At 58.0% G+C, this 23092-nt stretch carries 14 protein-coding genes and 1 tRNA gene; 11 read left to right on the top strand and 4 right to left on the bottom strand.

Annotation, left to right across the window (positions count from 1 at the left end):
- Positions 1 to 111: 111 nt before the first annotated feature.
- Positions 112 to 1191, bottom strand: a complete 1080-nt coding sequence (locus tag NW816_RS05925; RefSeq protein ID WP_414408558.1) for a 4-hydroxyphenylpyruvate dioxygenase family protein — start codon at positions 1189 to 1191, stop codon at positions 112 to 114.
- Between the two features lie 412 nt (positions 1192 to 1603).
- Here NW816_RS05925 and pflB point away from each other — a divergent pair, with 412 nt between their 5' ends.
- From pflB to moaA, 8 genes are all read left to right on the top strand, one after another.
- Positions 1604 to 3910 (top strand): formate C-acetyltransferase, encoded by a 2307-nt coding sequence (gene pflB / locus NW816_RS05920; protein ID WP_414408557.1) that lies wholly within the window; start codon positions 1604 to 1606, stop codon positions 3908 to 3910.
- A gap of 80 nt (positions 3911 to 3990) precedes the next feature.
- Entirely contained in the window at positions 3991 to 4401 is a 411-nt protein-coding gene (locus NW816_RS05915; protein WP_414408556.1) for a pentapeptide repeat-containing protein, read from the top strand.
- A gap of 639 nt (positions 4402 to 5040) precedes the next feature.
- Positions 5041 to 5769 (top strand): pyruvate formate-lyase-activating protein, encoded by a 729-nt coding sequence (pflA, locus tag NW816_RS05910; RefSeq protein WP_414408555.1) that lies wholly within the window; start codon positions 5041 to 5043, stop codon positions 5767 to 5769.
- A gap of 191 nt (positions 5770 to 5960) precedes the next feature.
- Positions 5961 to 6371 (top strand): OsmC family protein, encoded by a 411-nt coding sequence (locus tag NW816_RS05905; RefSeq protein WP_414408554.1) that lies wholly within the window; start codon positions 5961 to 5963, stop codon positions 6369 to 6371.
- Between the two features lie 119 nt (positions 6372 to 6490).
- Positions 6491 to 9127, top strand: coding sequence for a bifunctional acetaldehyde-CoA/alcohol dehydrogenase (gene adhE, locus NW816_RS05900; protein ID WP_414408553.1), 2637 nt, complete (start codon positions 6491 to 6493; stop codon positions 9125 to 9127).
- Positions 9128 to 9137: 10 nt separating this feature from the next.
- Entirely contained in the window at positions 9138 to 11948 is a 2811-nt protein-coding gene (locus tag NW816_RS05895; protein ID WP_414408552.1) for a GNAT family N-acetyltransferase, read from the top strand.
- Between the two features lie 141 nt (positions 11949 to 12089).
- Positions 12090 to 13130, top strand: a complete 1041-nt coding sequence (locus NW816_RS05890) for a sulfate ABC transporter substrate-binding protein (RefSeq protein WP_414408551.1) — start codon at positions 12090 to 12092, stop codon at positions 13128 to 13130.
- 767 nt (positions 13131 to 13897) lie between these two features.
- Positions 13898 to 14875, top strand: a complete 978-nt coding sequence (moaA, locus tag NW816_RS05885; RefSeq protein WP_414375005.1) for a GTP 3',8-cyclase MoaA — start codon at positions 13898 to 13900, stop codon at positions 14873 to 14875.
- On the opposite strand, the gene NW816_RS05880 is transcribed toward moaA, so the two are convergent.
- Entirely contained in the window at positions 14872 to 16236 is a 1365-nt protein-coding gene (locus tag NW816_RS05880) for a CRTAC1 family protein (RefSeq protein ID WP_414408550.1), read from the bottom strand. The genes moaA and NW816_RS05880 overlap by 4 nt on opposite strands.
- An 87-nt stretch (positions 16237 to 16323) precedes the next feature.
- Here NW816_RS05880 and rpsT point away from each other — a divergent pair, with 87 nt between their 5' ends.
- Positions 16324 to 16653: a 30S ribosomal protein S20 gene (rpsT, locus tag NW816_RS05875; protein WP_414355736.1), complete on the top strand. Its 330-nt coding sequence runs from the start codon at positions 16324 to 16326 to the stop codon at positions 16651 to 16653.
- 102 nt (positions 16654 to 16755) lie between these two features.
- Here rpsT and NW816_RS05870 read toward each other — a convergent pair whose 3' ends face one another.
- On the bottom strand, positions 16756 to 17193 hold the full coding sequence (locus tag NW816_RS05870; RefSeq protein WP_414329770.1) for a hypothetical protein: 438 nt from the start codon (positions 17191 to 17193) through the stop codon (positions 16756 to 16758).
- A gap of 209 nt (positions 17194 to 17402) precedes the next feature.
- On the opposite strand from NW816_RS05870, the gene NW816_RS05865 reads away from it, so the two are divergent.
- A tRNA-Arg gene (locus tag NW816_RS05865) sits at positions 17403 to 17475 on the top strand.
- Between the two features lie 13 nt (positions 17476 to 17488).
- On the opposite strand, the gene NW816_RS05860 is transcribed toward NW816_RS05865, so the two are convergent.
- Positions 17489 to 20149, bottom strand: a complete 2661-nt coding sequence (locus NW816_RS05860) for an ATP-binding protein (protein ID WP_414408549.1) — start codon at positions 20147 to 20149, stop codon at positions 17489 to 17491.
- A 967-nt stretch (positions 20150 to 21116) separates the two neighbouring features.
- On the opposite strand from NW816_RS05860, the gene NW816_RS05855 reads away from it, so the two are divergent.
- Complete coding sequence (locus NW816_RS05855) at positions 21117 to 23060, top strand: primary-amine oxidase (RefSeq protein ID WP_414408548.1); 1944 nt, start codon at positions 21117 to 21119, stop codon at positions 23058 to 23060.
- Positions 23061 to 23092: the final 32 nt, after the last annotated feature.

Here is a 23092-nt window from a genome sequence, read left to right as displayed (position 1 = left end):
GCCAGGAACTTCTTGAGTTTTCTCTATCTCGTCAGTGCTCTCTTTTGGCTCAAATGAAAGATCAACACAACCTAGTGCTCCCACCGGATCCCCAGAGCGTTGACGAGGGTGTTAACAGGCCCGAGCCTTCTGCCGTTGTCGCTGTTGGCGTTCTAGAGCTTCAAACAGGGCTTGAAAATTGGCTTCGCCAAAGCCTGTGGCTCCACCCAATCGTTGGATGACCTCGAAAAAAAACGTGGGCCGACCAAACAGAGGCTGAGTGAAGGTTTGCAACAACAGGGGGGGGTGTGGGGAATCAGAAGCAGGCAAGGTGGCATCCAAAAGGAGCTGCTGCTCCACCAAGTCGTGCCAGGAGATGGCGGGGGGCAACCCACCAGAACGGAGTATTGCTCCAGAAGCCAGCTCCCTTGCCAGGTTTGTGTAATACTCCGACGGCACCTGCAGAAAGTTTACGCCCCCCTGTCGCAGCCGGCGCACACCGGCAACGATATCCGAGCTATGCAACGCCGCATGTTGCAGGCCGGGGCCACGATGGGCATCCAAAAACTCTTGAATCTGGGAAGCGGCACAGGTGGGCTCGTTGATGGCCAATTGGATCCCTGCTTCAGGATCTCCCACCACCACACTTTCTAGGCCGGAGTTGTCGGTGCGGATGCTGTAGCGATACAAAGGCCGCCAACCCAGCACCTGCCCATACCAATCCGCTGCCGCCTGCAGGGATCCCTGCTCCACGTTCAATACCAGGTGATCCCAGTGGGAAAACAGGTTCTCCTCAGCAGGGGCTGAATCGGGGATCCCTGAGCTGGGGATCAAAGAATGCCTGAGTCCATAAGGAGTGCGCAGGCACAGAGCAGGGCAGCCTTCGTCTTCTGCCGGGATCCACTCCACTTGGGCTCCTCGCCTCTGCAAAAGCTCTGCCAAGCCCAACAGCTCTTGCTCCTCCACCGCCAAGGCCACATCCACCACCCCAGGCGAATGTTGCTGCAAATAGCGATCCACCTCATCCCCGGCGTGAGCCGGCTGAGATAGGCGCAAGCGCAGGGATCCCTGACGCAGACAGAGGGTACTGCCGAGCTGTCCTTCCATTCGGAAGCCCCAAACCTGACAAAAGTGTTCCTGCCAACGGGGCAGATCCCAAAGATAGAAGTGCAGGTGATGGATCCCTTGGACGATTCGATTGGACTGGTTCATAGAGCAAGGCACTGCTAAGGCAAAGGCCGAGTATCCTGACGTTCTCACGGCAACAGACGACCTGGGCCGCCCTACCTCAGCATAGGCCCGCCATTTGCCGATGGAAAAGCGTAAAACAACATTAAGAAGGCATTAAGACAGTGTTAAAAAATAGGATAAAAATAAGATTAAAAAACCACGCGACCGAAAATATCCTCAGAGCGCAAGGGACTAAAATTGGATTAGGCGAGGTGTATTTAGAACGCCCAAAAAAGAAACAGAGGAGTTGCTAAAAGCCCTTCGTAGGATCCCTGGAAGCCTTGCAGAGATTGGGTAGTTCTTTGGCTCTTTTTTAAGCCTGCGTGGGGCAACTGCCGAGGTGTCACCTCGCCTTGTCGATAGATTATCAGGCGTAACAGCCGGGAGGATGGTTATGGTTGCCAGTGTGCAGCGTTCTGTAGTATCACCTACAGAATCGAAGGCGCAACCAAGGACGGGATCCAACGCAGACGGTCAAAGAATTTTGAGCGATTTTGCGCCGGGATCCTGGCAGCGCTGCATCGATGTCAGAGACTTTATTCAACGGAATTACACCCCCTACACCGGCGATGAAACCTTTTTAGCTGCAGCCACCGAGCGCACCCAGCGGCTGTGGGCCAAGGTCAAGGATTTGATGGCTCTGGAGCGAGAGCGAGGGATCCTGGACGCCGATACCGCCGTTCCCTCTACCATCACCAGCCACGCCCCTGGCTACATCGACCCAGAGTTGGAACAGATTGTGGGGCTGCAGACGGACAAGCCTCTAAAGCGGGCCATCATGCCCTTTGGCGGCATCCGCGTGGTGGAGTCTTCCCTCAAAGCCTATGGCTATGAGCTGGATCCGCGCACCAAGGAAATCTTCACCCAGTACCGCAAAACCCACAACGACGGCGTTTTCGATGCCTACACCGAAGAGATGCGCCGCTGCCGCCGCTCTGGGATCATCACCGGCCTGCCGGATGCCTACGGTCGGGGTCGCATCATCGGGGACTACCGGCGGGTGGCCCTCTACGGGGTGGATCGGCTCATCGAAGACAAGCAGGCCCAAAAAGCCAGCCTAGACCTGGACACGATGGACGAAGAGACCATCCGCCTGCGGGAGGAGCTCTCCGAGCAGATCAAAGCCCTGCAAGAGCTGAAAGAGATGGGATCCCGCTACGGGTTTGACCTGGGCCGTCCGGCGGCCAACGCCCGCGAAGCCATCCAATGGCTGTACCTGGCCTACTTGGCAGCGGTCAAGGAGCAAAACGGGGCAGCCATGTCCTTGGGGCGGGTGTCCACCTTCTTGGACATCTACATCGAGCGGGATCTGCAGGCCGCGATCCTCACCGAGGAAGAGGCCCAGGAGCTCATTGACCACTTTGTTATGAAGCTGCGCATGGTCAGGTTTTTGCGCACGCCCGAGTACAACGAGCTATTCAGCGGGGATCCCACCTGGGTTACCGAGTGCATCGGCGGCATGGGCCTGGATGGGCGGCCTTTGGTTACCAAAACCAGCTTCCGCATGCTGCATACCCTCTACAACCTTGGCCCAGCGCCCGAGCCCAACTTGACCGTGCTCTGGTCGGAGCGGCTGCCGGAAGCCTTCAAGCGCTACTGCGCCAAGGTCTCCATTGAAACCAGCTCCATCCAGTACGAAAACGACGACTTGATGCGCCCCTACTGGGGGGATGACTACGGCATCGCCTGCTGTGTGTCGGCCATGCGCATCGGCAAGCAGATGCAGTTTTTTGGAGCGCGGGTGAACTTGGCCAAGTGCCTGCTCTATGCCATCAACGGCGGTCGGGATGAGATCTCCGGCGAGCAGGTGGCTCCTGCTTTCGCCCCCATCACCGCCGATGTCCTGGACTACGACGAGGTGTGGCCGCGCATGGCGCAGATGATGGCCTGGCTGGCCAAAACCTACGTCAACACCATGAACATCATCCACTACATGCACGACAAGTACTGCTACGAGCGCCTGGAGATGGCCCTGCACGACCGGGACATCCTGCGCACGATGGCCTTTGGGCTGGCCGGCCTGTCGGTAACTGCCGACTCCCTGTCTGCCATCAAATACGCGCGGGTACGGGCCATCCGGGATGAGCGGGGCCTAGTGGTGGATTACGCGGTGGAGGGCGACTTCCCCAAATACGGCAACAACGACGACCGAGTTGACTCCATTGCGGTGCAACTGGTGCAGACCTTCATGGCGGAGCTGCGCAAGCACAAGACCTACCGCAATGCGGTGCCCACCCAGTCCATCCTCACCATCACCTCCAACGTGGTCTACGGCAAGAAAACCGGCAATACTCCCGATGGGCGGCGAGCGGGCGAACCCTTTGCCCCAGGGGCCAACCCCATGCATGGCCGGGATAGCAAAGGAGCGGTGGCGTCGCTAGCTTCGGTGGCCAAGCTGCCCTATGCCGACGCTCTGGATGGGATCTCCAATACCTTTTCTATTGTGCCCGCCGCTCTAGGCCGCACCGAAGAGGAGCGGGTCACCAACTTGGTGGGGCTGCTGGATGGCTATGTGCGGGATGGGGGCTTTCACCTAAATGTGAACGTCTTCAACCGCGAAACGCTGCTGGATGCCATGGAGCATCCCGAACTCTATCCCCAGCTCACCATCCGGGTTTCCGGCTATGCGGTGAACTTCATCAAGCTCACCCGCGAGCAGCAACTGGATGTCGTTAACCGCACGTTCCATCAACACTGCTAAAAACAAGGCCGGGGATCCCTGAAGTCCGCCCACACCAGGGTCGAGGGAAGGGATCCCCCATCGATAACCGAGGAGGCCCGATGATCATGACTGTTTGTAGCGCTGCGGATCTGGTCAGCCAGTATGCCTCAGGACGGCGCGATTTTCGGGAGATCGATTTGCAAGGGGCTAACCTGCAGGGGATCCATTTGGCCGGTGCCGATCTCAGCTATGCCGACTTCGGCGGAGCCAACTTGGCGGGGGCTAATTTGCGGGGGTGCGATCTCAGTTTTGCCGACTTCAGCGGAGCCAACCTATTGGGAGCCGATCTGCGGGGATGTCTCCTCTTTGGCAGCGATTTTCGAGAGGCCCTCTTAGAAGGCGCCCTGCTGGATCACGCAGATGTCGATGCCTATACCCATTTCCCGAAGGATTTCGATCCCAAGGCCCACCGCCTGCACGGCATCGCGGTGGATACTTCTGTGCAGGGCCCACGTAACCCATCGGCTTGAGCTACGCGGGATCTAAAAAATCTAGCCCCGACCTCATCTAAAGGGAAATGGAAACTGTGTTCTATTTAACCCAAGGTAGCAATTTGGAAGAAAACCTCAAGATTGGTTGATATTTTGCAAAAGTCATCCAGGATAGAAGTGAAGTATGGATACCGTTGTCAAGTACCCCCAGCCGAAGCGGGGGGCTTGTGGGAGTAAGGCCCAGCCAGCCTGAAACCCCAAGGGTAACGAAAGACTAGCCTGCCCAAGCAACCCAGTAACGGGGGGCGTTTGAAGGGAGCTAAACCAACTGGACGTGGCAGTCCGCAGTACGTAGCAAATGCTTCCCTAGTTTGCTACTTCTACGTTGGTTAGTGGCGAAGGGATGTATACACTCCGCAAGGAGACTTACCGTATGTTCGTGCCTATAGTCGATTGCAACCAAAAGCCGTTGATGCCGACTACGCCTAGTCGAGCGAGGTGGTGGATCAAAACCGGGAAAAGGCTAACTCAATCTGCAAGGAAACAAGACGTAATACCTCTGAGTTTTTGTTCTTGGAGGTTCTATTGTGGAAACAACAAATAAAGCCGCCCTGTCGCGTCAGCGGGCCGTAGGCCTTAAGGGCGGGGTTTCAGACCCAGTTTTTTTCGATGAAAACCATGACGTCAATTGCTGGGCGCATTCACTCGGTGGAAACCTGTGGCACCGTCGATGGGCCAGGAATCCGCTTCGTAATTTTTACACAGGGTTGTCCACTTCGCTGTTTGTATTGCCACAACCCCGACTGTCGGGATCCGCAGGCGGGACAGCTTGTTACGGTTGAGTCTTTGATTGCCGAGATCCAACGCTACAGGAATTACTTGCGAGCGGGGGGAGTTACGGTTACCGGGGGAGAGCCTTTGCTGCAACCTGACTTCGTGGCCGAGATCTTCCGTCGCTGCCATGAGTTGGGCTTGCACACGGCTTTGGATACCTCTGGCTATGTTCAACTGGAAGCGGCAAAACCTGTGTTGGATCATACAGATTTGGTGTTGCTCGATATCAAGTCTTATCTGCCGGAGCTGTATCGAAAGGTCACCGGTGTTTCGCTAGAACCCACTCTTAATCTGGCCCGCTATTTAGACCAGATCCACAAGCCCACCTGGATTCGTTTTGTACTTGTTCCGGGGCTGACAGATCCCGAAGAAAACATAAAGGGTTTGGCTCAGTTTGTGGCGACGCTTTCTAACGTTGAGCGGGTAGAAGTTTTGCCCTTTCACAAGATGGGGGAATACAAATGGCAGCAATTGGGATTGCCTTACACCCTCGCCGATGTCAATCCACCCACACCCGAACAGGTGAATCATGCCTTACAGATCTTTCGTGCCCATGGATTGGTGGCTGTTTGACCGTTCTGCAGTTTCAGCTTGGGTCAGCATAGCCAGGTCATGCTCAGATCCGAAGGGATCCCCAGTTGATCTCAAAGACCTCTGAACCATCTCCAGACCAGCCCTGAGTTGACCGGAATCCAAGTTGATCCCCAGGTTAGCTTTGCCGACTCCCAATGAACTGAAGAATACCCTAAGAGGAGGGATCCCCAATGGAAGTTTGCGTCACCTACCGCGATGGCGTTCAGTTTCAAGCAGAAAGTCGAGGGCACCGCATTCTCAGCGATCAGCCTTTGGACAACCACGGTCGAGATCAGGGAATGACGCCGCCGGAATGGTTTTTGGCTTCTCTGGGTGCCTGTGTTGGTTTTTATGCCGTCAAATATCTGGAAGCGCGACAGTTGGATCCCAGTGGGTTGGCTGTGGTGGTCACGGCGGAGAAAGTTGAGCATCCGGCTCGCCTAGACAACATTCGCATCCAAGTCAAAATCGGGATCCCGCTGGACGAAAGGCATCAAAAGGGTCTGGAAAAAACAGTTGATGCCTGCATCATTCACAATACGCTTACCCATCCCCCCACCTTGACCACCGAAATCCAAGTTCCTGCTCCTGTTGGCGTCTAGCTTGCTATAAGGACTCCGTCCTGCTGACGCAATCGGTTACGCAGCGATTTCAGCCAAATATCTGATTGTCGATTATTCCCATTGTCTAAGTCTTGATGAGGTTTTGGAGGGATCCACCGATGCCAGTAACCAATCTAGCCGAGCTGGAAACCTTGATCCAGCAGGTGAAGGCTGCCCAAGCTGAATATGCAACTTTCACCCAAGAACAGGTAGACCGGATTTTTCACAAAGCCGCTCTGGCTGCCAACAACGAACGGATCCCGTTGGCCAAGCTGGCGGTACAGGAAACCGGCATGGGCATTGTGGAAGACAAGGTGATCAAAAATCACTTTGCCTCAGAATACATTTACAACAAATACAAACACGAAAAGACCTGTGGAGTCATCGAGCGGGATGAGAGTTTTGGCTACGAGAGAATTGCTGAACCGGTGGGTCTTTTGGCAGGTATTGTGCCGGTAACCAACCCTACCTCGACGACCATTTTCAAGGCTCTGATCACCCTAAAAACCCGCAACGGCATTATCTTTTCTCCCCACCCGCGGGCTAAACAATGCACCATTGCCGCGGCCAAAGTGGTCAGAGAAGCTGCCGAGGCAGCGGGCGCTCCTGTGGGGTTGATCGGCTGGATCGACGAGCCCACCATCGAGCTTTCTCAGGCCTTAATGCAGCATCCTGAGGTGAAGCTGATCTTGGCTACCGGCGGGCCTGGCATGGTCAAAGCGGCCTATTCTTCGGGCCACCCGTCTTTGGGGGTGGGAGCGGGCAATACCCCGGCAGTGATCGATGCCAGTGCCGACATCCCCACAGCCGTCAGCTCGATTCTGTTGAGCAAGACCTTCGACAACGGCATGATCTGTGCCTCAGAACAGGCAGTGGTGGTGGTGGATGCCATCTACGAGCAGGTCAAGGCCGAGTTTCGCCATCGGGGGGCCTACATTTTGGATCTGGAACAAACCGAAGCAGTGCGCCGCATCCTTCTCAAAGACGGTCGCCTCAATCCGGCCATTGTGGGCCAGTCGGTGCAGACCATCGCTGCCCTGGCCGGTATCCAGGTACCCGAAGGCACCAAACTGCTGATTGGGGAAGTGGAGAAGGTGGGGCCGGAGGAGCCCTTCTCCTACGAAAAATTGGCCCCTGTTCTGGCCCTCTACCGAGCCAAGGATTTTCACGCTGCTGTGGAAGTGGCCGTTCAACTGGTCAATTTCGGGGGCAGGGGGCATACCTCTGTTTTGTACACAGATCCCGCCAATCGAGACGATATTGCCTACTTTGAGAATGCCCTACAAACGGCGCGAGTGTTGATCAATACTCCCTCTTCCCAGGGGGCAATCGGGGATCTCTACAACTTCAAGCTGGATCCCTCTCTGACCTTGGGCTGTGGCACTTGGGGGGGCAACTCTGTCTCCGACAATGTGGGGCCGCATCACCTGCTCAACCTCAAAACCGTGACCCAACGCCGGGAAAACATGCTCTGGTTTCGGATCCCGCCCAAGATTTACTTCAAGCCCGGATGTCTACCCATTGCTCTGCGGGAATTGGCCGGCAAAAAACGCGCCTTTTTGGTGACCGATAAGCCGCTCTTTGAACTGGGCATGTTGCATCCCATCACCCAGGTTTTGGATGAGATTCGCGTGAGCTGGGATGTGTACCACGATGTAGAGCCGGATCCCACCCTCAGCAACGTCAATCGCGGTCTGGAGCAGTTGCGCCAGTTTCAACCGGATGTGATCATCGCGGTCGGCGGGGGATCCCCGATGGATGCGGCCAAGGTGATGTGGCTGATGTACGAGCAGCCCCAGGTGGAGTTTGATGGCTTGGCGATGCGCTTTATGGACATCCGCAAGCGGGTTTACGAGCTGCCGCCACTGGGGCAAAAAGCTCAGCTCATCTGCATCCCCACCACTTCCGGCACGGGATCCGAGGTGACGCCCTTTGCCGTAGTGACCGATGACCGGGTGGGGATCAAATACCCCCTGGCGGACTACGCCCTCACCCCCACCATGGCCATTGTGGATCCGGATCTCACCTTAAAGATGCCCAAGAAGCTAACGGCTTACGGCGGCATCGATGCCCTCACCCATGCTCTGGAAGCCTATGTGTCGGTGATGGCCAGCGACTTTACCGATGGGCTGGCCCTGCAGGCCATCAAGCTCCTGATGACCTACCTGCCGCGGGCCTACGAGAAGGGCGCCGAGGATCCCGAAGCGCGGGAAAAAGTCCACTACGCCGCCACCATTGCCGGCATGGCCTTTGCCAACGCCTTTTTGGGGGTGTGCCACTCCCTGGCCCACAAGCTGGGATCCACCTTCCATCTGCCCCACGGCCTGGCCAATGCCCTGATGATTACCCACGTCATCCGCTACAACGCCACCGACGCCCCCTTTAAGCAGGCCATTTTTCCCCAATACCGCTATCCCAACGCCAAGCACCGCTACGCTGAAATTGCCGATTACCTGCAGTTGGGCGGGGCGGAGTCCTCTGACGATGAAAAGGTCATGCGCCTCATCGAGGCCATCGAAGAACTCAAGCGGAAACTGGGGATCCCGGCCACCATTCGCGAGGCCCTGGGGGAGAAAGAGCGGGAGTTTTACGACCGTCTGGAGGCGATGGCGGAGCAAGCCTTTGACGACCAATGCACCGGCGCCAACCCCCGCTATCCCCTCATTCAAGACATGAAGGAGCTGTACGTTTTGGCCTATCGGGGCTGCCGGGTGGATTCTGCCCTCTACCACCAGCCGGAACCAGTGTTGGCCTAAGGAGTAGGGTATGTGGCAACGACTGGATCCCAGTGTGGATATCTGGAGGGCCCGATCCCATCCCCTGAATCCCATTTTTCTGCCCCGTTCGGTGGCGGTGGTGGGGGCCACGGAGCGGGAGGGCAGCGTGGGGCGGACGGTGTTGTGGAACCTCATTAGCCACCCCTTTGGCGGCACGGTTTACCCGGTCAATCCCAAGCGGCACCAGGTGTTGGGGATCCGGGCCTACGAGCGGCTGTCCGCTCTGCCGGAGCCGGTGGATCTGGCCATTATCGCCATTCCGGCAGCGGGGGTGCCCAAGGTGGTGCAGGAGTGCGTAGAAGCCGGGGTCAAGGGCGCCATTGTTCTTTCAGCAGGCTTCAAGGAAACGGGCCCTGCTGGCTGGGAGCTGGAGAAGCAAATTCAGCAGACTATCCAATCGCGTCAGCGGGACGGAGTCCTTGGGAAGCTGCGCTTGATTGGCCCCAACTGCCTAGGGATCCAAAACCCCCACACGGGCTTAAACGCCACCTTTGCTGCCCAGATGGCCCGGCCCGGCAATGTGGGCTTCATCAGCCAAAGTGGGGCCCTGTGCACCTCGATCCTGGACTGGAGCCTGCAGGAAAATGTGGGCTTCAGTGCCTTTATCTCTCTGGGATCCATGCTGGATGTGGGCTGGGGAGATCTGATTGACTACCTGGGCGAGGATCCCCACACCCATAGCATCGTCCTATACATGGAATCCATCGGGGATGCTCGCTCTTTTTTGTCGGCGGCCCGCGAAGTGGCCCTGAGCAAGCCCATTATTGCCATCAAGGCCGGACGCACCCAAGCGGCGGCCCAGGCAGCGGCTTCCCACACGGGATCCCTTACTGGCAGCGATGCGGTTTTGGATGCGGCCTTCCGCCGTTGCGGCGTGCTGCGGGTGGATCACATTGAAGATCTCTTCGACCTGGCGGAGGTGCTGGCCAAACAGCCCCGTCCTCAGGGCCCTCACCTGACCATCCTCACCAATGCCGGCGGGCCAGGGGTGCTGGCCACCGATGCCCTCATTCGCGCCGGGGGATCCCTGGCCGAGCTTTCTCCCCAAACCCTGGAGCAGCTTGAGCGGATCTTGCCCCCCCACTGGAGCCACGGCAATCCCATTGACATTTTGGGGGATGCCGATCCGGAGCGCTTTGCCCAAGTTTTGGAAGTGGTGTTGCAAGATCCCGGCAGCCAGGGTTGCCTGGTCATCCTCACCCCCCAAGCCATGACGGATCCCACGGCCACTGCCGAGAAAGTGGTGGAGACCTGGCGGCGCAGTGGATCCCGGCAGCCCATTCTGGCCAGTTGGATGGGGGGAGCTGGCGTGGATGTCGGCGAGCAGATCCTCAACCAGGCCGGGATCCCTACCTATCGCTACCCGGATCAAGCGGCGCGGGTGTTCGGCTATTTGTGGCGATTTAGCTACAACCTCAAGGCCCTCTACGAGACCCCCACTCTGCCCCCTTCAACAGCGGTAGAGCGCGACAAGGTGCAGCAAACCTTTAGCCAAGCTCGGCGGGAAGGTCGAACGCTTCTAACCGAGGCGGAGTCCAAAGAGATCCTGGCCGCCTACGGGATCCCGGTGGTGCCGACGCGGGTGGCTGAGAGTCCCGAAGCGGCGGTGGAAGCTGCCGAGGCTATGGGCTACCCGGTGGTGGTGAAACTCTACTCCCACACCCTCACCCACAAGACCGAGGTGGGTGGCGTGCAGCTCAACCTGCCCGATGCCGAGGCGGTGCGGCGGGCTTTTGGGCAAATTTACCGCAACGTTACCGAAAAAGCGGGGCCCGAGCACTTCCAGGGGGTCACGGTGCAGCCCTTTGTGGCAGCGGGACAAAGTCCTTTGGTGGGCACGGATGGCTACGAGCTGATCTTGGGCAGCAGCCAGGATCCCCAATTTGGGCCGGTGTTGCTGTTTGGCAGTGGCGGACAACTGGTGGAGGTGTTTCAAGATCGCTCCATCGGCCTTCCCCCCCTCAACACCACCTTGGCCCGGCGTCTGATGGAAAACACCCTCATCTACAAAGCCCTCAAGGGGGTGCGGGGACGCCCAGCCGTCGATCTGGAGGCCCTAGAACAGCTCTTGGTGCGTTTTAGCCAACTGGTGGCCGAACAGCAGGACATCCGAGAAATTGACATCAACCCGCTGCTGGCTTCTGCCAAGGGGTTGGTGGCCCTCGATGCCCGCGTTATTTTGCGAACGGAGCAGGATCCCCAGGTGCCTTTGGCCATCCGCCCCTACCCCACCCAGTACATCTGGCCCTTCCGGGACGGCATCACCATCCGCCCCATCCGCCCCGAAGATGAGCCTCTGGTGATCGATTTTCACCGCCACGTCTCTGATTACAGCGTCTATCTGCGCTACTTCCACCCGATCAAATACAGCGCCCGTATCGCCCATGAGCGCCTCACCCGCATTTGCTTTAACGACTACGACCGCGAGATCGCCCTGGTGGCCGAAAAACAGGAGCCAAAAGCCAACCGCGCCAGCGGGACGAAGTCCTTAATCCTCGGCATCAGCCGCCTCTCCAGAAAACATGGCTTTCCCCAAGAAGCAGAGTTTGCCATGCTGGTGGCGGATCCCTACCAACGGCAAGGGATTGGCACAGAGCTGTTGACCCGCCTCATTCAGGTGGCCCGCTGCGAAGGGATCCAGCACCTCACCGGCGAGGTTCTTTGCGAAAACGAGGCGATGCGCCGCCTGTGTCAGCGGCTGGGGTTTCAGTTGCGCCCTTCTCCAGAGGATCCTGGCATTCTCAAGGCCACGCTGGATCTCGCTGTCGATGCGGCGATCCCCACCCCCTGTCCTGCCTAGGGATCCTTAAATAAAAACGGTTTGCCGACCGGCTTACCGTAGAATAGGAACAAGGGCCTGCTCCTTCCGCCTACAGCAAGCGGAGCCCCTCTGTCGGAGAGAGGCTGGGGGCGAGGGCGGCCCGAGGTTTTGAGGACGGCTATGGAGGTTACAAAGACAGGCGGGATCCAGAGGCTGCTGGCGAGCGGGGGACGGTGGCTGGGGATGGGATCCCTGCTGCTCTGCCTTCTGCTTGGCCTTGGCGGCTGTGGCCGAGGGGGGGGATTGCAGGGGGAAGTCAGGATCCTCCTCGCTTCTTTTGCGGTGACGCGGGATGCCTACCGGCAGATCATCCCTGCTTTTGAGGCCGATTGGCTGGCGAAAACGGGGCAACGGGTGCGCGTAGAAAGCAGCTACGGCGGCTCAGCAACGCAATCGCGGGCGGTCATCGACGGGCTGGATGCCGATGTGGTGGCCTTGGCTCTGGCCCTGGATGTGGAGCGCATCGTGGCTGCCGGTCTCATTCAGCCGGGGTGGGAAGCCCGCACCCCCAACCAAGGGATCGTCACCCGCTCGGTGGCGGTGATTGTGACGCGGGAAGGCAACCCCCAGGGGATCCGCTCTTGGCCGGATCTGGCTCGGCCAGGCTTGCAGGTGGTTACCGCCAACCCCAAAACCTCAGGGGGGGCTCGCTGGAACTTTTTAGCCCTCTGGAGCGCTGTCCCTGAACCTCAGGCCCTGGCCTTCACCACCCAGGTCTACAAAAATGTCCGTATTTTGCCGCGGGACTCGCGGGAGGCCACCGATGTTTTTTTCCAGAAAGGGCAAGGGGATGCCCTGATTACCTACGAACATGAGGTGATCCTGGCGGGCTTGCGCGGCCAATCCCTGTCCTATGTGGTGCCCGACCCCAACATTTCCATCGACAACCCCGTAGCCGTGGTGGATGCCAATGTGGATCGCAAAGGTACCCGTGCCGTGGCCGAAGCCTTTGTGGACTACCTATTCACCCCAGAAGCGCAGCGGGCCTTTGCCGAGGTGGGCTTTCGCCCGGTGGAGCCGACGGTGGCCCAAGAGTTTGCCTGGCGGTACCCTCCTGTTGAGAAGCTGGTTACCGTCGCCGACCTGGGAGGCTGGGAGGTTGTCCAAAACCGCTTTTTTGCCGATGGGGCCTTGTTTGACCGCATCCAAGCCCAGTTTTGACGCTCATCCCGCTAACGCAAAGCAAGTAGCAGGAGATTCCCCCTTCACCGAGTCTTGACCCGATGCCCTAGAGGACATCCCCGCCAGAACCTCTCCAGGGGCCTTTGAGGACTTCGTCCCCCTGGCGAGCACCTCACCGCGCTCCCCAACCCGATCCCGCAGCACCATCCCACCGGCAACATCCCTGGGCAGCCAACAGCCACAAGAGCACTCATACCAGCGGGTTCTCAGCGCCTCACCCCACGCCGGACACTCCTGAGAGGTGCCTGCCGCCCTCTCTCTGGCTCCAGCCTTGCCCCGCTTGAACCCAACCCAGGGCAGCGCCGAGTTCAGGAACTGCCCATGACCGGCCTCCACCATAGGCTTGCCCAGCACCCTGCGCCTTGAGGGTGGACTCATGGTCAGGGTTGTGATGGGCGCGTTGTGTATCACCACCTGCTGCCTGCCTTCCTGTGGCGGTGCGCCTTTGTCGGTCATCACACAAAAGCCATAGGCTGAGCAGCCAGCGGAGATGGAGGGATTGTTCTTTCTGCTGGCTCGCTGCTTCACCACCCCTGCTGCACGCGAAGCACTGCAATGAATCTGGGTAGAGATTTGCACCTCAATCCTCGCAGTATCCTGCAAACTGGAGGTGTTGCCCCCGCCAGCTAAAATCTCAAGACGGTTCTCGCTGCCTTCACGGATGAAGACTCTGGGAGGTTTTCCAAAAGCGACGGAAAGTGCCCTTGAGGGGAAAGGTTGCCATTTTTTTCCTGGCCCAGCTTGCCATGCCGACCGTCAACTATCTGCGCATCAGCTTGATCGATCGCTGCAATTTCCGCTGCCAGTACTGCATGCCCGACGAGGCAGAGTTGGCCTGGCTGCAAGCCCCAGAGCGCTTGACTGATGAGGAAATCCTTACGCTGGTTCAAGAGGTGTTTTTGCCCTTGGGGATCGATTGCTTTCGCCTCACCGGCGGCGAACCCCTGCTGAGGCCGGGGCTGGAGTATCTCATCCGGGCCCTGTGCAGCCTGCCTGGGGTGAGAGATGTGTCCCTTACCACCAACGGCTTCAACCTCAGCCAAAAGGCCCAACTCCTCTATGAAGCGGGGCTGCGCCGCATCAACATCAGCTTCGATTCCCTCAACCCCGAGACCTTTCGGCTGATCACAGGGCGGGATCGCTGGCAGCAGGTCTGGGCCGGGATCCAAGTTGCCCACCAAGTGGGGTTTGATCCCCTCAAGTTGAATGTGGTGGTGATCCCTGGGCTCAACGAATCGGAAGTGGAAGATCTGGCTGCCCTTACTCTGGAGCGACAATGGCATGTGCGCTTCATCGAGTTTATGCCCATTGGCAATGCCGCCCTCTTTCAGCAGGCCGGCTGGGTGGAGTCTGAGGTGCTGCGACAGCGAATTCGCGCTCGCTTTGGCCTGGAACCTGGGTTTGTGGCCGGCAATGGGCCGGCGGATGTGTTTCGAATCCCGGGGGCAAAAGGCACCTTGGGCTTTATCAGCCAGATGTCGGAGTGCTTTTGTGATCGATGCAACCGCATGCGGCTATCCAGCGACGGTTGGCTGCGCCCTTGCCTGCTCAACGAATCCGGCCAAATCAACCTGCGGGATCCGCTGCGAGCTGGGATCCCTGCCGAAAGGCTAAGACAGCAGGTGCGAGAACTGCTGGACATCAAGCCGGATATCAACTTCAAAGGGCGGGACACCGGCAGCCAGGGATCCTACCGGCGCACCATGTCTCAGATTGGCGGCTAGCGGGGATAAGGGATCCGCAAAAGCTGGTTGACCGGTGGGTGGGCCACCTGCAACTGTTTCCCATCCGGCCACTGGATCTGGATTTCCTTGACCCCTGTTTCGGATCCCAGGCCAAAGTGGGCCACCGGCTCCATCTGACAGAGGTAGCCGCTGCCGGCGTCGATGGCCTGGATCTGGGTACGGGTGGAGGTGAGCAGCCTTACCAACGCGCCGCGGGCCGGGGCTCCCTGGCGGGTGAGGGGCAGAACCCTCAGCCAGTTGTTGGCATTGGCCTGAGGGCGATAGAAGCTGAGAGGCTGGGCGCCAGACTCCCCATGGGCAATCAACAATTCTAGACGACCGTCCCCATCCACATCGGCCACCGCTGCTCCTGTCCCCAATCCCTGCGGCTCGGCAGCATCTCCAATGTCAATGGCCTGCCAACGGCCGGAGCGCCAAGCAAACAGGCGGTTGGGCTCGCCGATGTTGTTGAAAAACAGCTCTGGGTAGCCGTCGTTGTCGAAGTCGGCAGCAATGACCGTGCGAATGCGAGAGGGCCTGGCCAGCTCAGGGGGGGCTACATCCTTAAAAAAACCGCTGGGGGTCTGGATCCAGAGGCGATGGGGGCCTTCCCAGTTGCCGTAGAGCAAATCCAGCCGTCCATCCCCATCCAGATCCACCGCCGCCACGCCACGTCCGTGCTCGTCCGGATCCGCCAGGCCCACCTCAGCGGCAATCTCTTCAAAGGTGCCATCTCCCCGGTTGCGAAACAGAAAGTTAGGTCCCTGCTCATTGACGGCAAAAATGTCCATCCGCTGCGAGACCAAGGGCAAGGCCACCAGACCCCGCCCGCCCGTCACCCGATTCAATCCCGCTTCCGGCGCTACATCGGCGATCATCTGGTTGGAGGCCAGCTCATACAGGCGCATGGGGCCGCCGTAGTTGGCCACGAAAAATCCATAGCGCCCCTGGCCGAGACGATCCACACAGGCTACAGAGCGACCTGCCGTCAAGTTGAGGGCATCTTGGTTTTGCGGCAGGGAGAACAGATCCACCCAGGCGGATCCCTGCCAGTCGAAGAGGCGATCCCCAAAGCGCTTGCGCCCGCCGAAGGTATCGGTGTTCAAGACATAAAGTTCTTCCTGCCCGTCCCCGTCAAAGTCGGCAGCAGCCACCCCAATTGCCATGCGCCCTGCATCGGCCAGGGTGTCGTCTGCTTGATCCACCAGGGCTTGCCCATCCCACTTCAAGACCCGATTCGAGCCACGGAACCCGCACACGAACAGCTCAAAGGCCCCATCCCGATCCAAATCGCAGGCGGCAACCCCATAGAAAAGGGCAGGTGGGTTGAAGCGGATCTGCGAGCTGCAATCTTGAAACATGGGGATCTCATCAGAGAGCAACAGGAACTGGTGGAGCTTCCAGCTCTGATGGTATGCTGGATCTTCGCCGAAACTTCCCTTTCAACCATGCCACGCATCAAATCTGCCATCAAGCGCGTTCAGATCGCAGAGCGGAATCGGCTGCGCAACAAAGCCACCAAAGCAATGGTGCGCGCTCTGATGAAGAAAGTGATCTCCCTCTCGGCTGCCTACGCTGCCAACCCACAGCAAGAAACTCTGCAGGAAATCCAGGCGGCGATGAGTGCTGCTTTCAGCCGCATTGATAAAGCTGCCAAAACCGGCGTTCTGCACAAAAACACAGCCGCTCGTCGTAAGGCTCGGCTGGCCCGAATTGTGAAGCTATCTGTGGCTTCCTCGGAAAAATCCCAGGCTGAGGCTTTGGGTGGGCGTGATTGACTTCTCCTGCTGCTTCGGAAGTGGTGCTTGTGCGGGATTTCAGCCGCACGCAAACGAGATTTTGCCTCAATGCCGGCAGGGATCCCAAGTAGCAGCCAAAACCTAATCTTGAGTATCCAACCTGCGCACCAACCAGCGCCGCAGCGGATGCCACACCGGCAAGGATAGGATCCAGCGGGATTGCTGCTCCAGCATGAGACGCTCCACCGGATACAGGCCGAACAGCTCATAGCGGCTTTGGGCAATCAGGATCCCCATCGTGAAGCTGACACAGAGCAACAACCCCAAAGTCGGCCATCCTGGGCGGTGAAACAAGGCATATCGCAGGCCCGTCCAAGTAAAGTAATCCCACAGGCGGGCTATATCCGCTCGCAAAGCCCAAAGGCTAGGGATCCCGACTACCAGCCACAGCAGGCCCAGAAAGATGAAGCTACCACCGTGATAGAGGCGCAACAGGCGCTTGGCTGCCGGAGACAGGGATTGAGTGCCGGAAGAAGCTTTCTTTCGCCCAACTGAGCCAGGATCAGGGAGCAATGGCATGGGGATCCCGATGTTCAACACCTCAAAACCCATTTTGGCCGGGTCTGCGCCGGGAAAGCTCGGTCACATGGGATCCCGCCCTGGCTCCCTAAGGCAAACCGCGCAATTTGCCCAAGCAACACTGCGGAAATCCAAGCCAGAGGCAGGTGGGCAGGGTTGGGGATTGGGAACTTGGTCGGGGATATAATGGCTCTGCACCCTTTTCTTCGGCCTTGCTAGCTCAATGGATAGAGCACCGACCTTCTAAGTCGATGGTTGCAGGTTCGAGTCCTGCGCAAGGCGCTGGCCTTGCCCTCTAAGCCTTGCTTGGGGTTTCCGACAAGCTGCCCTGATGGGGGCACCACATCTGAACCATCACCTGCCGAGAGTGGCTTTCTACCCGCAGGGATCCGCCCATCAGCTCCACTGCCTTTTGAACCAGCGATAGACCCAAGCCCGTTCCCCCGGCGTTGCGGCAATCCAACTGGGGGAGGCGATAGAACTTTTCAAAAAGGCGGGGCAACGCTTCTGCAGGAATTTCCACCCCTGTATTGCGCACCGTGATCAGCCAGCCGGGACGGCCATTGGAGTTAGCCTGGCTCACACTCAAATAGATGCTTTCCCCAGTGGGGGTGTACTTACACGCATTGTTTAAAAGCTCGCTGACCACCCGCGACAAGAAGCTCTCATCCGTGCAGAGGGGCCAAAGGTCGGGATCCCATTCCACCTGGAACTGTTGGCCTTGCTGCGCAGCCCGCAGCCGGAAGGGCTCGCAAAGATTGGGGATCCACTCCTGGGGAGATAAACAGGTAAGTCTGAGGGCTTTGTTTCCGGATTCGAGGGCTTGCAATTCCAACAGGTCGTTGATTAACTCCAGCTCGCGGTTGGTCTCCATCTCCAAAATTTGAAAGTAGCGCCTTTCCCGCTCGGTTAGGTTGGCTTTGGATAAAAACCCAATGGCCAGCTTCATGTTGGTGAGAGGCGTGCGCATTTCATGGGAGACCATGTGCAGAAACTCATCTTTGAGTTGGTTGAGCTCCTGCAACTGTTGCACCTGACGCTGGATCGTTTGATAAAGACGTGCTTGGCGAATGGCGATGGCACATTGGCCGGCTACCCGTTGGATAAGCCGTTGTTCCCGCTCGGTAAATATCTGCCCCGGTGGACGGGATCCACAAATATCTCCCAAAACAAGCAGTTCCTCGTGTTGAGCTGTCAGATCCCTTTTGTCGCAAATGGGAACGATGATCAGGGTGTAGCGGTCGTGGTTGGGCCAGCAGGGGTGATGGAGATTGCTGAAGTGGCAAAGCTGTCCGCGCCGGAGCTGGCGAAGCACATCGGCAAAATCTGCAAACGGGATCTCCAGGGGAAAGCGCCGGATCCCTTCTCCGGCCAAATAGTCCACCGCCAAAACGCTGACCTGCCGCTCTGGGTCATACAGGGCAATGGCGCAATTGGATAGGTTCAAGCTGAGGGCCAATTCTCGGGCCACCGTTTCCAAGATTTTTTGTTCGTCCAAGGTGGATCGAATTTCTTCGGTGATAAGCTGCAACAGAGCTTCGTAGTCATAGGCTTGCCGGAGTTCTGCATTGCGCACCCGTACTTGGTAATCCAATTCGGCATTGGTCTGTTGCAGCTTTTGATAAAGCTCTGCCTGCTGAATGGCCACCGCCAGGTGATCCCCAATGGCCTTGGCCAACTCGATCTCATCGGTTTGCCAATCCGGATCTGAAGTCAGGCGCCGCAGCGATAGCCCGCCCCACATTTGTTCCTGACAAGCCACCGGGATCACCAGCCAAGGGCCCAGTTGGTATTCTCGCTTCTCATAAATGGCAAAGGGATCGGCAATCTGCTCCGGATCCTGGACATGAAAAATTTGCAGCCGTTTCAAATGATCGAAAACCATAAAATCCCTGCTATCCGGCAGTCGCAGGTTCAGATTGTTGGGCAAATTAGGAAATCGGCTATGGCTGGCAATGCCCAACCACACGGCCTCAGCGGGCAGGTACTGATAAAGGGTAACTCGTGCTGCCTGCAACACTGCCCCCACTTCCCGCACCGCCACATCAAATAGGGTGGGTAAGTCCAGAGAGGTGTTGATGGCCTGAATGAGCTGATTAAACAGTCTTTCTCGCTGCAATTGCCGCTGCAGTTTCAGCTCAGCTTGCTTGCGAGGGGTGATGTTTCTGATGATCACCAGCACTTGATCTTCCCCAAAGGGAACGATGCGGGCCTGGCGATATTGGGGCTGAGGGGATCCCTCTGGGCAGGGGTATTCGATCTCTTGAGCTTGCCGGGTTGCCAAGGCCAGCTCCAGATGCTCGCGAATGGCTTGGGCTATGGGTTCCGCCCCACCGGTGCAACCGGTATCAGGAAACAGCTCTTCAGGAGTTTTGCCCAGGTAGTAGGCAGGGGGATGGGGGACAGAAAAATGGCTGGGCGGCTTGAACTCCAGACATCGGCCCTGGCGATCCAGACGAAGCAGCATGTCGGGCAGGGCTTCCAGGAGCTGGCGATAGTGGCGCTCTCGCTCGGCCAAGGTGATCTCTAATTGCTTGCGCTCGCTGATGTCCAGGGTCACGCCGACAATCTCGCCGGGATCCCCTTTCGGCCCCAAGAGCACAATCCCCTGGGAAAGCTGCCAGCGCATCTGGCCGTCGGCCTGGTAAACCCGATATTCCACCGAAAAGTTGGGATCCCCCTCTACCGCCCTGGGCCCAGCCGTCTGCAAAGCTTCTTTCACCCTTTGGCGATCTTCCGGGTGAACATACTGCAAAAACACTTCTAAGGTGAAGCCTTGGTTTGGATCCAGCCCGTATTTGGCCTTGCATTGGGGAGAGGCAATCAACTCCCAGGTGCGCAAATCCAGTTGCCAATAGCCCAGTTGGGTGGCTTCTAAGGCCAAATAGAGATGCTCTGGATAAAAGCTGCCGTCTCCTGGCCGCACCGGCACCAGGCGGTATCGAGTTGAAGCCATCTCCCTCACCAGATTCTATGAGCCCTGCCTCATTGTGGACGATTTTCAGGAGACGTGAGGGATCCTACTATTCGAACTGTTAGAAATTCCTAACCTTAAGCATGGCTTCAGGGTAACTCTTAGATATGTGTTCTCCGACACCAAACCTTCAACTTGAGCTGGACTTCAACTTCACGGGGAGAAGGCCTAGGGTCACACCCTGCTGATGCAACCGGGAGGCTTTGGGCCGGGCTTGTGGGAAAGGGGGGTGCCTCTGCTATAGTATCGTCAGTTGCATTTCGGATCCCAAGTGGTGGGATCCCCCTGGCAGGTAGGGTCAGGGCAGGTTTCGAGACATTTTTGCGTTTTCGGGAGAGGTCGACGTTGGGTTGTGCCTTCTCGGTGTGAGCTTGCCCTTAGCCTGCGTGAAGCGTTTCTTCTTTTTTATGCTGTTCTATGCAACGCTAAGCCTGGCGTTTAATCTCAGAAAGTTTCTGCTGCTCTCGAGTTTGGGTTTATCTGTAGTAAGACCTGTATTCAGATTTTCCCGATGGGTTGACGGTTTCCTGTTCGCCCTGGCGCGGCTTCTCAAGGTGCCGTTGCCCTCTTCATTTGGTTAGCGGACGGGGAAACAGAAGATTGCTAGATCTGGACAATTAGCAGGGCCGAGGTTGTCTTCACTTCCTTGGGCTTTGGCTTAAGTTTTCCTTTCCCCGGGTATCTCTTGCAAAGTTGCCCGATGTTGGCGATGGTAACAGGATAGTCTGTTTAGCCTGCTGTTAGGTTTTCTGGATTCTCTGAGTTGGGTTGATGGGCTGGCCCGCGGCATGGCGAGCGAAGGGATCCCTTTGACCTTTCTCAGCAGACTTCTCCCTATTTTTTCCTAGCTCAACTCAATCATTTTCCAACCGAAGAATTCAAGGTTATTGCTGTGGTTTGTAAAGTTTCTCCCAGTTTGGATCGACATAGCCAGTCGAGTGAATCTGCTTTGCTTGGCCAGGCTTCATTGCCCCAAGGCCACCCCTTGGATCCCCTTAGCGCCGAGGAAATGCGGCAGGTGGTGCAGATCCTGCGCCGGCAACGGCCCCTCAGTTCTCAGTGGCGCTTTGTAACCATCCAGCTACACGAGCCGGATCGGCCTTGGATGGAAACTTGGCAGCCGGGGCAGCCGTGGGATCGGCAGGCTTTTGTGGTGCTTTTGGATCCCGCCGCTGGCAACACCTACGAAGCGGTGGTCTCTCTGTCAACACAGCAGGTGCGCTCTTGGCAGCTCATTGCGGGCGTGCAGCCCCCCCTGTTGGATGATGAGGTGTACGCCTGCGACCGCCTGCTCAAGGAGGATCCCCAGTTTTTAGCGGCTTTGCAGCGCCGAGGCATTGCCGATGTGGATTTGGTGATGGTGGACTACTGGACGGTGGGCTACTTTGGGATCCCGGAAGAGGCGAAAAAGCGGCTGGTGCGGGGCCTGTGTTTCCTGCGCACTTCCCCTTGCGATAACGGCTATGCCCGTCCCATCGAGGGTCTCTATCCCTGGATTGACCTCAACCGCATGCAAGTCGTCAAGGTGGAGGATCGGGGTCTGTGGCCCTTGCCACCGGAGCCCGGTAACTTCGACGAGCTGTTTTTCAAAGATTTTCGCCAAGACTTGAAGCCGCTAGAAATCACTCAGCCCCAAGGGGTGAGCTTCCAGGTGGAGGGGCACCACATCCGCTGGCAGAAGTGGGATCTGCGCATCAGCTTTAACCCGCGAGAAGGGCTGGTGTTGCACCAAGTGAGCTATGAGGATCAAGGCCGCCTTCGCCCCATTCTCTATCGGGCTTCGGTAGCAGAGATGGTGGTACCCTACGGGGATCCGCGGGATCCCCACTTCCGCAAAAATGCCTTCGATGTGGGGGAATACGGCATCGGGATGCAGGCCAACTCCCTGCGGCTGGGCTGCGACTGTCTGGGGGAAATCTACTACTTCGATGCCTGGCTGCCCACCAACAGCGGTGAGCCCATGCTTTTGAAAAATGCCGTCTGCATGCACGAGGAGGATTTTGGCATCCTTTGGAAGCACACCGACTGGCGCACGGAACGGGCGCAGGTGCGGCGCTCGCGGCGGCTGGTGCTTTCCTTTTTCACCACCATTGGCAACTACGACTACGGCTTTTTCTGGTATTTCTACCAAGACGGCACGCTGGAGTTTGAAGCCAAGCTCACCGGCATTATCAACACTTGCGCTACGTTGCCGGGGGAAGAGCCGGAGTTCGGCGTCTTGGTGGCACCCCAATTGTCCGGCCTCAACCACCAGCACTTTTTCACCGTTCGCCTGGATATGGCAGTGGATGGGCCGTGCAATTCCCTCTACGAAGTGCATGCAGAACCTCTGCCTCTGGGGCCAGATAACCCCCATGGCAACGCCTTTCGCGCCCGCTCTACCCTGCTGAGCGCCGAGCAGGAGGCCAAGCAAACGGTGGATCCCTTGCGGGGCCGCTATTGGAAGATTGTCAACCCCAATCGCCACAACCGCCTGGGACAGCCGGTGGCCTACAAACTGATGCCGGGGGAAAACGTCCAGCTTTTGGCCCACCCCAACTCTTGGCTGTACCGACGGGCAGGATACCTGGCCCACCACCTCTGGGCCACGCCCTACCATCCCGGCGAGAAGTTCCCAGCAGGGAACTACCCCAACCAACATCCCGGTGGCGAAGGGCTGGTGAAATGGACGCAAGCGAACCGATCCCTGGAAAACACCCGCCTGGTGCTCTGGTATAGCTTTGGCTGCAATCACTTCCCCCGCACCGAGGACTGGCCAGTGATGCCGGCTAGCTACATCGGCTTTATGCTCAAGCCCCTAGGCTTCTTTGAGTGCAACCCGGCTTTGGATGTGCCCCCGCCTCCGCCAAAGATCAAAGGCTGCTGCAGCTTGAGTCATTCCAACCAGCAGTGAGCGCCATATCCACCCCCTGTCCCTCATCGCGC

Source organism: Synechococcus sp. W55.1, from assembly GCF_047461655.1.
GTDB lineage: Bacteria > Cyanobacteriota > Cyanobacteriia > Thermostichales > Thermostichaceae > Thermostichus.
Note: the sequence above shows the minus strand (reverse complement) of the source record. Positions and strands in the feature narration are given on the sequence as shown.

Excerpts from the sequence above, each read along its gene's own strand:
- NW816_RS05925 (WP_414408558.1), bottom strand. The coding sequence starts at position 1,191 with ATGAACCAGTCCAATCGAATCGTCCAAGGGATCCATCACCTGCACTTC.
- pflB (WP_414408557.1), top strand. The coding sequence starts at position 1,604 with ATGGTTGCCAGTGTGCAGCGTTCTGTAGTATCACCTACAGAATCGAAG.
- NW816_RS05915 (WP_414408556.1), top strand. The coding sequence starts at position 3,991 with ATGATCATGACTGTTTGTAGCGCTGCGGATCTGGTCAGCCAGTATGCC.
- pflA (WP_414408555.1), top strand. The coding sequence starts at position 5,041 with ATGACGTCAATTGCTGGGCGCATTCACTCGGTGGAAACCTGTGGCACC.
- NW816_RS05905 (WP_414408554.1), top strand. The coding sequence starts at position 5,961 with ATGGAAGTTTGCGTCACCTACCGCGATGGCGTTCAGTTTCAAGCAGAA.
- adhE (WP_414408553.1), top strand. The coding sequence starts at position 6,491 with ATGCCAGTAACCAATCTAGCCGAGCTGGAAACCTTGATCCAGCAGGTG.
- NW816_RS05895 (WP_414408552.1), top strand. The coding sequence starts at position 9,138 with ATGTGGCAACGACTGGATCCCAGTGTGGATATCTGGAGGGCCCGATCC.
- NW816_RS05890 (WP_414408551.1), top strand. The coding sequence starts at position 12,090 with ATGGAGGTTACAAAGACAGGCGGGATCCAGAGGCTGCTGGCGAGCGGG.
- moaA (WP_414375005.1), top strand. The coding sequence starts at position 13,898 with ATGCCGACCGTCAACTATCTGCGCATCAGCTTGATCGATCGCTGCAAT.
- NW816_RS05880 (WP_414408550.1), bottom strand. The coding sequence starts at position 16,236 with ATGTTTCAAGATTGCAGCTCGCAGATCCGCTTCAACCCACCTGCCCTT.
- rpsT (WP_414355736.1), top strand. The coding sequence starts at position 16,324 with ATGCCACGCATCAAATCTGCCATCAAGCGCGTTCAGATCGCAGAGCGG.
- NW816_RS05870 (WP_414329770.1), bottom strand. The coding sequence starts at position 17,193 with ATGCCATTGCTCCCTGATCCTGGCTCAGTTGGGCGAAAGAAAGCTTCT.
- NW816_RS05860 (WP_414408549.1), bottom strand. The coding sequence starts at position 20,149 with ATGGCTTCAACTCGATACCGCCTGGTGCCGGTGCGGCCAGGAGACGGC.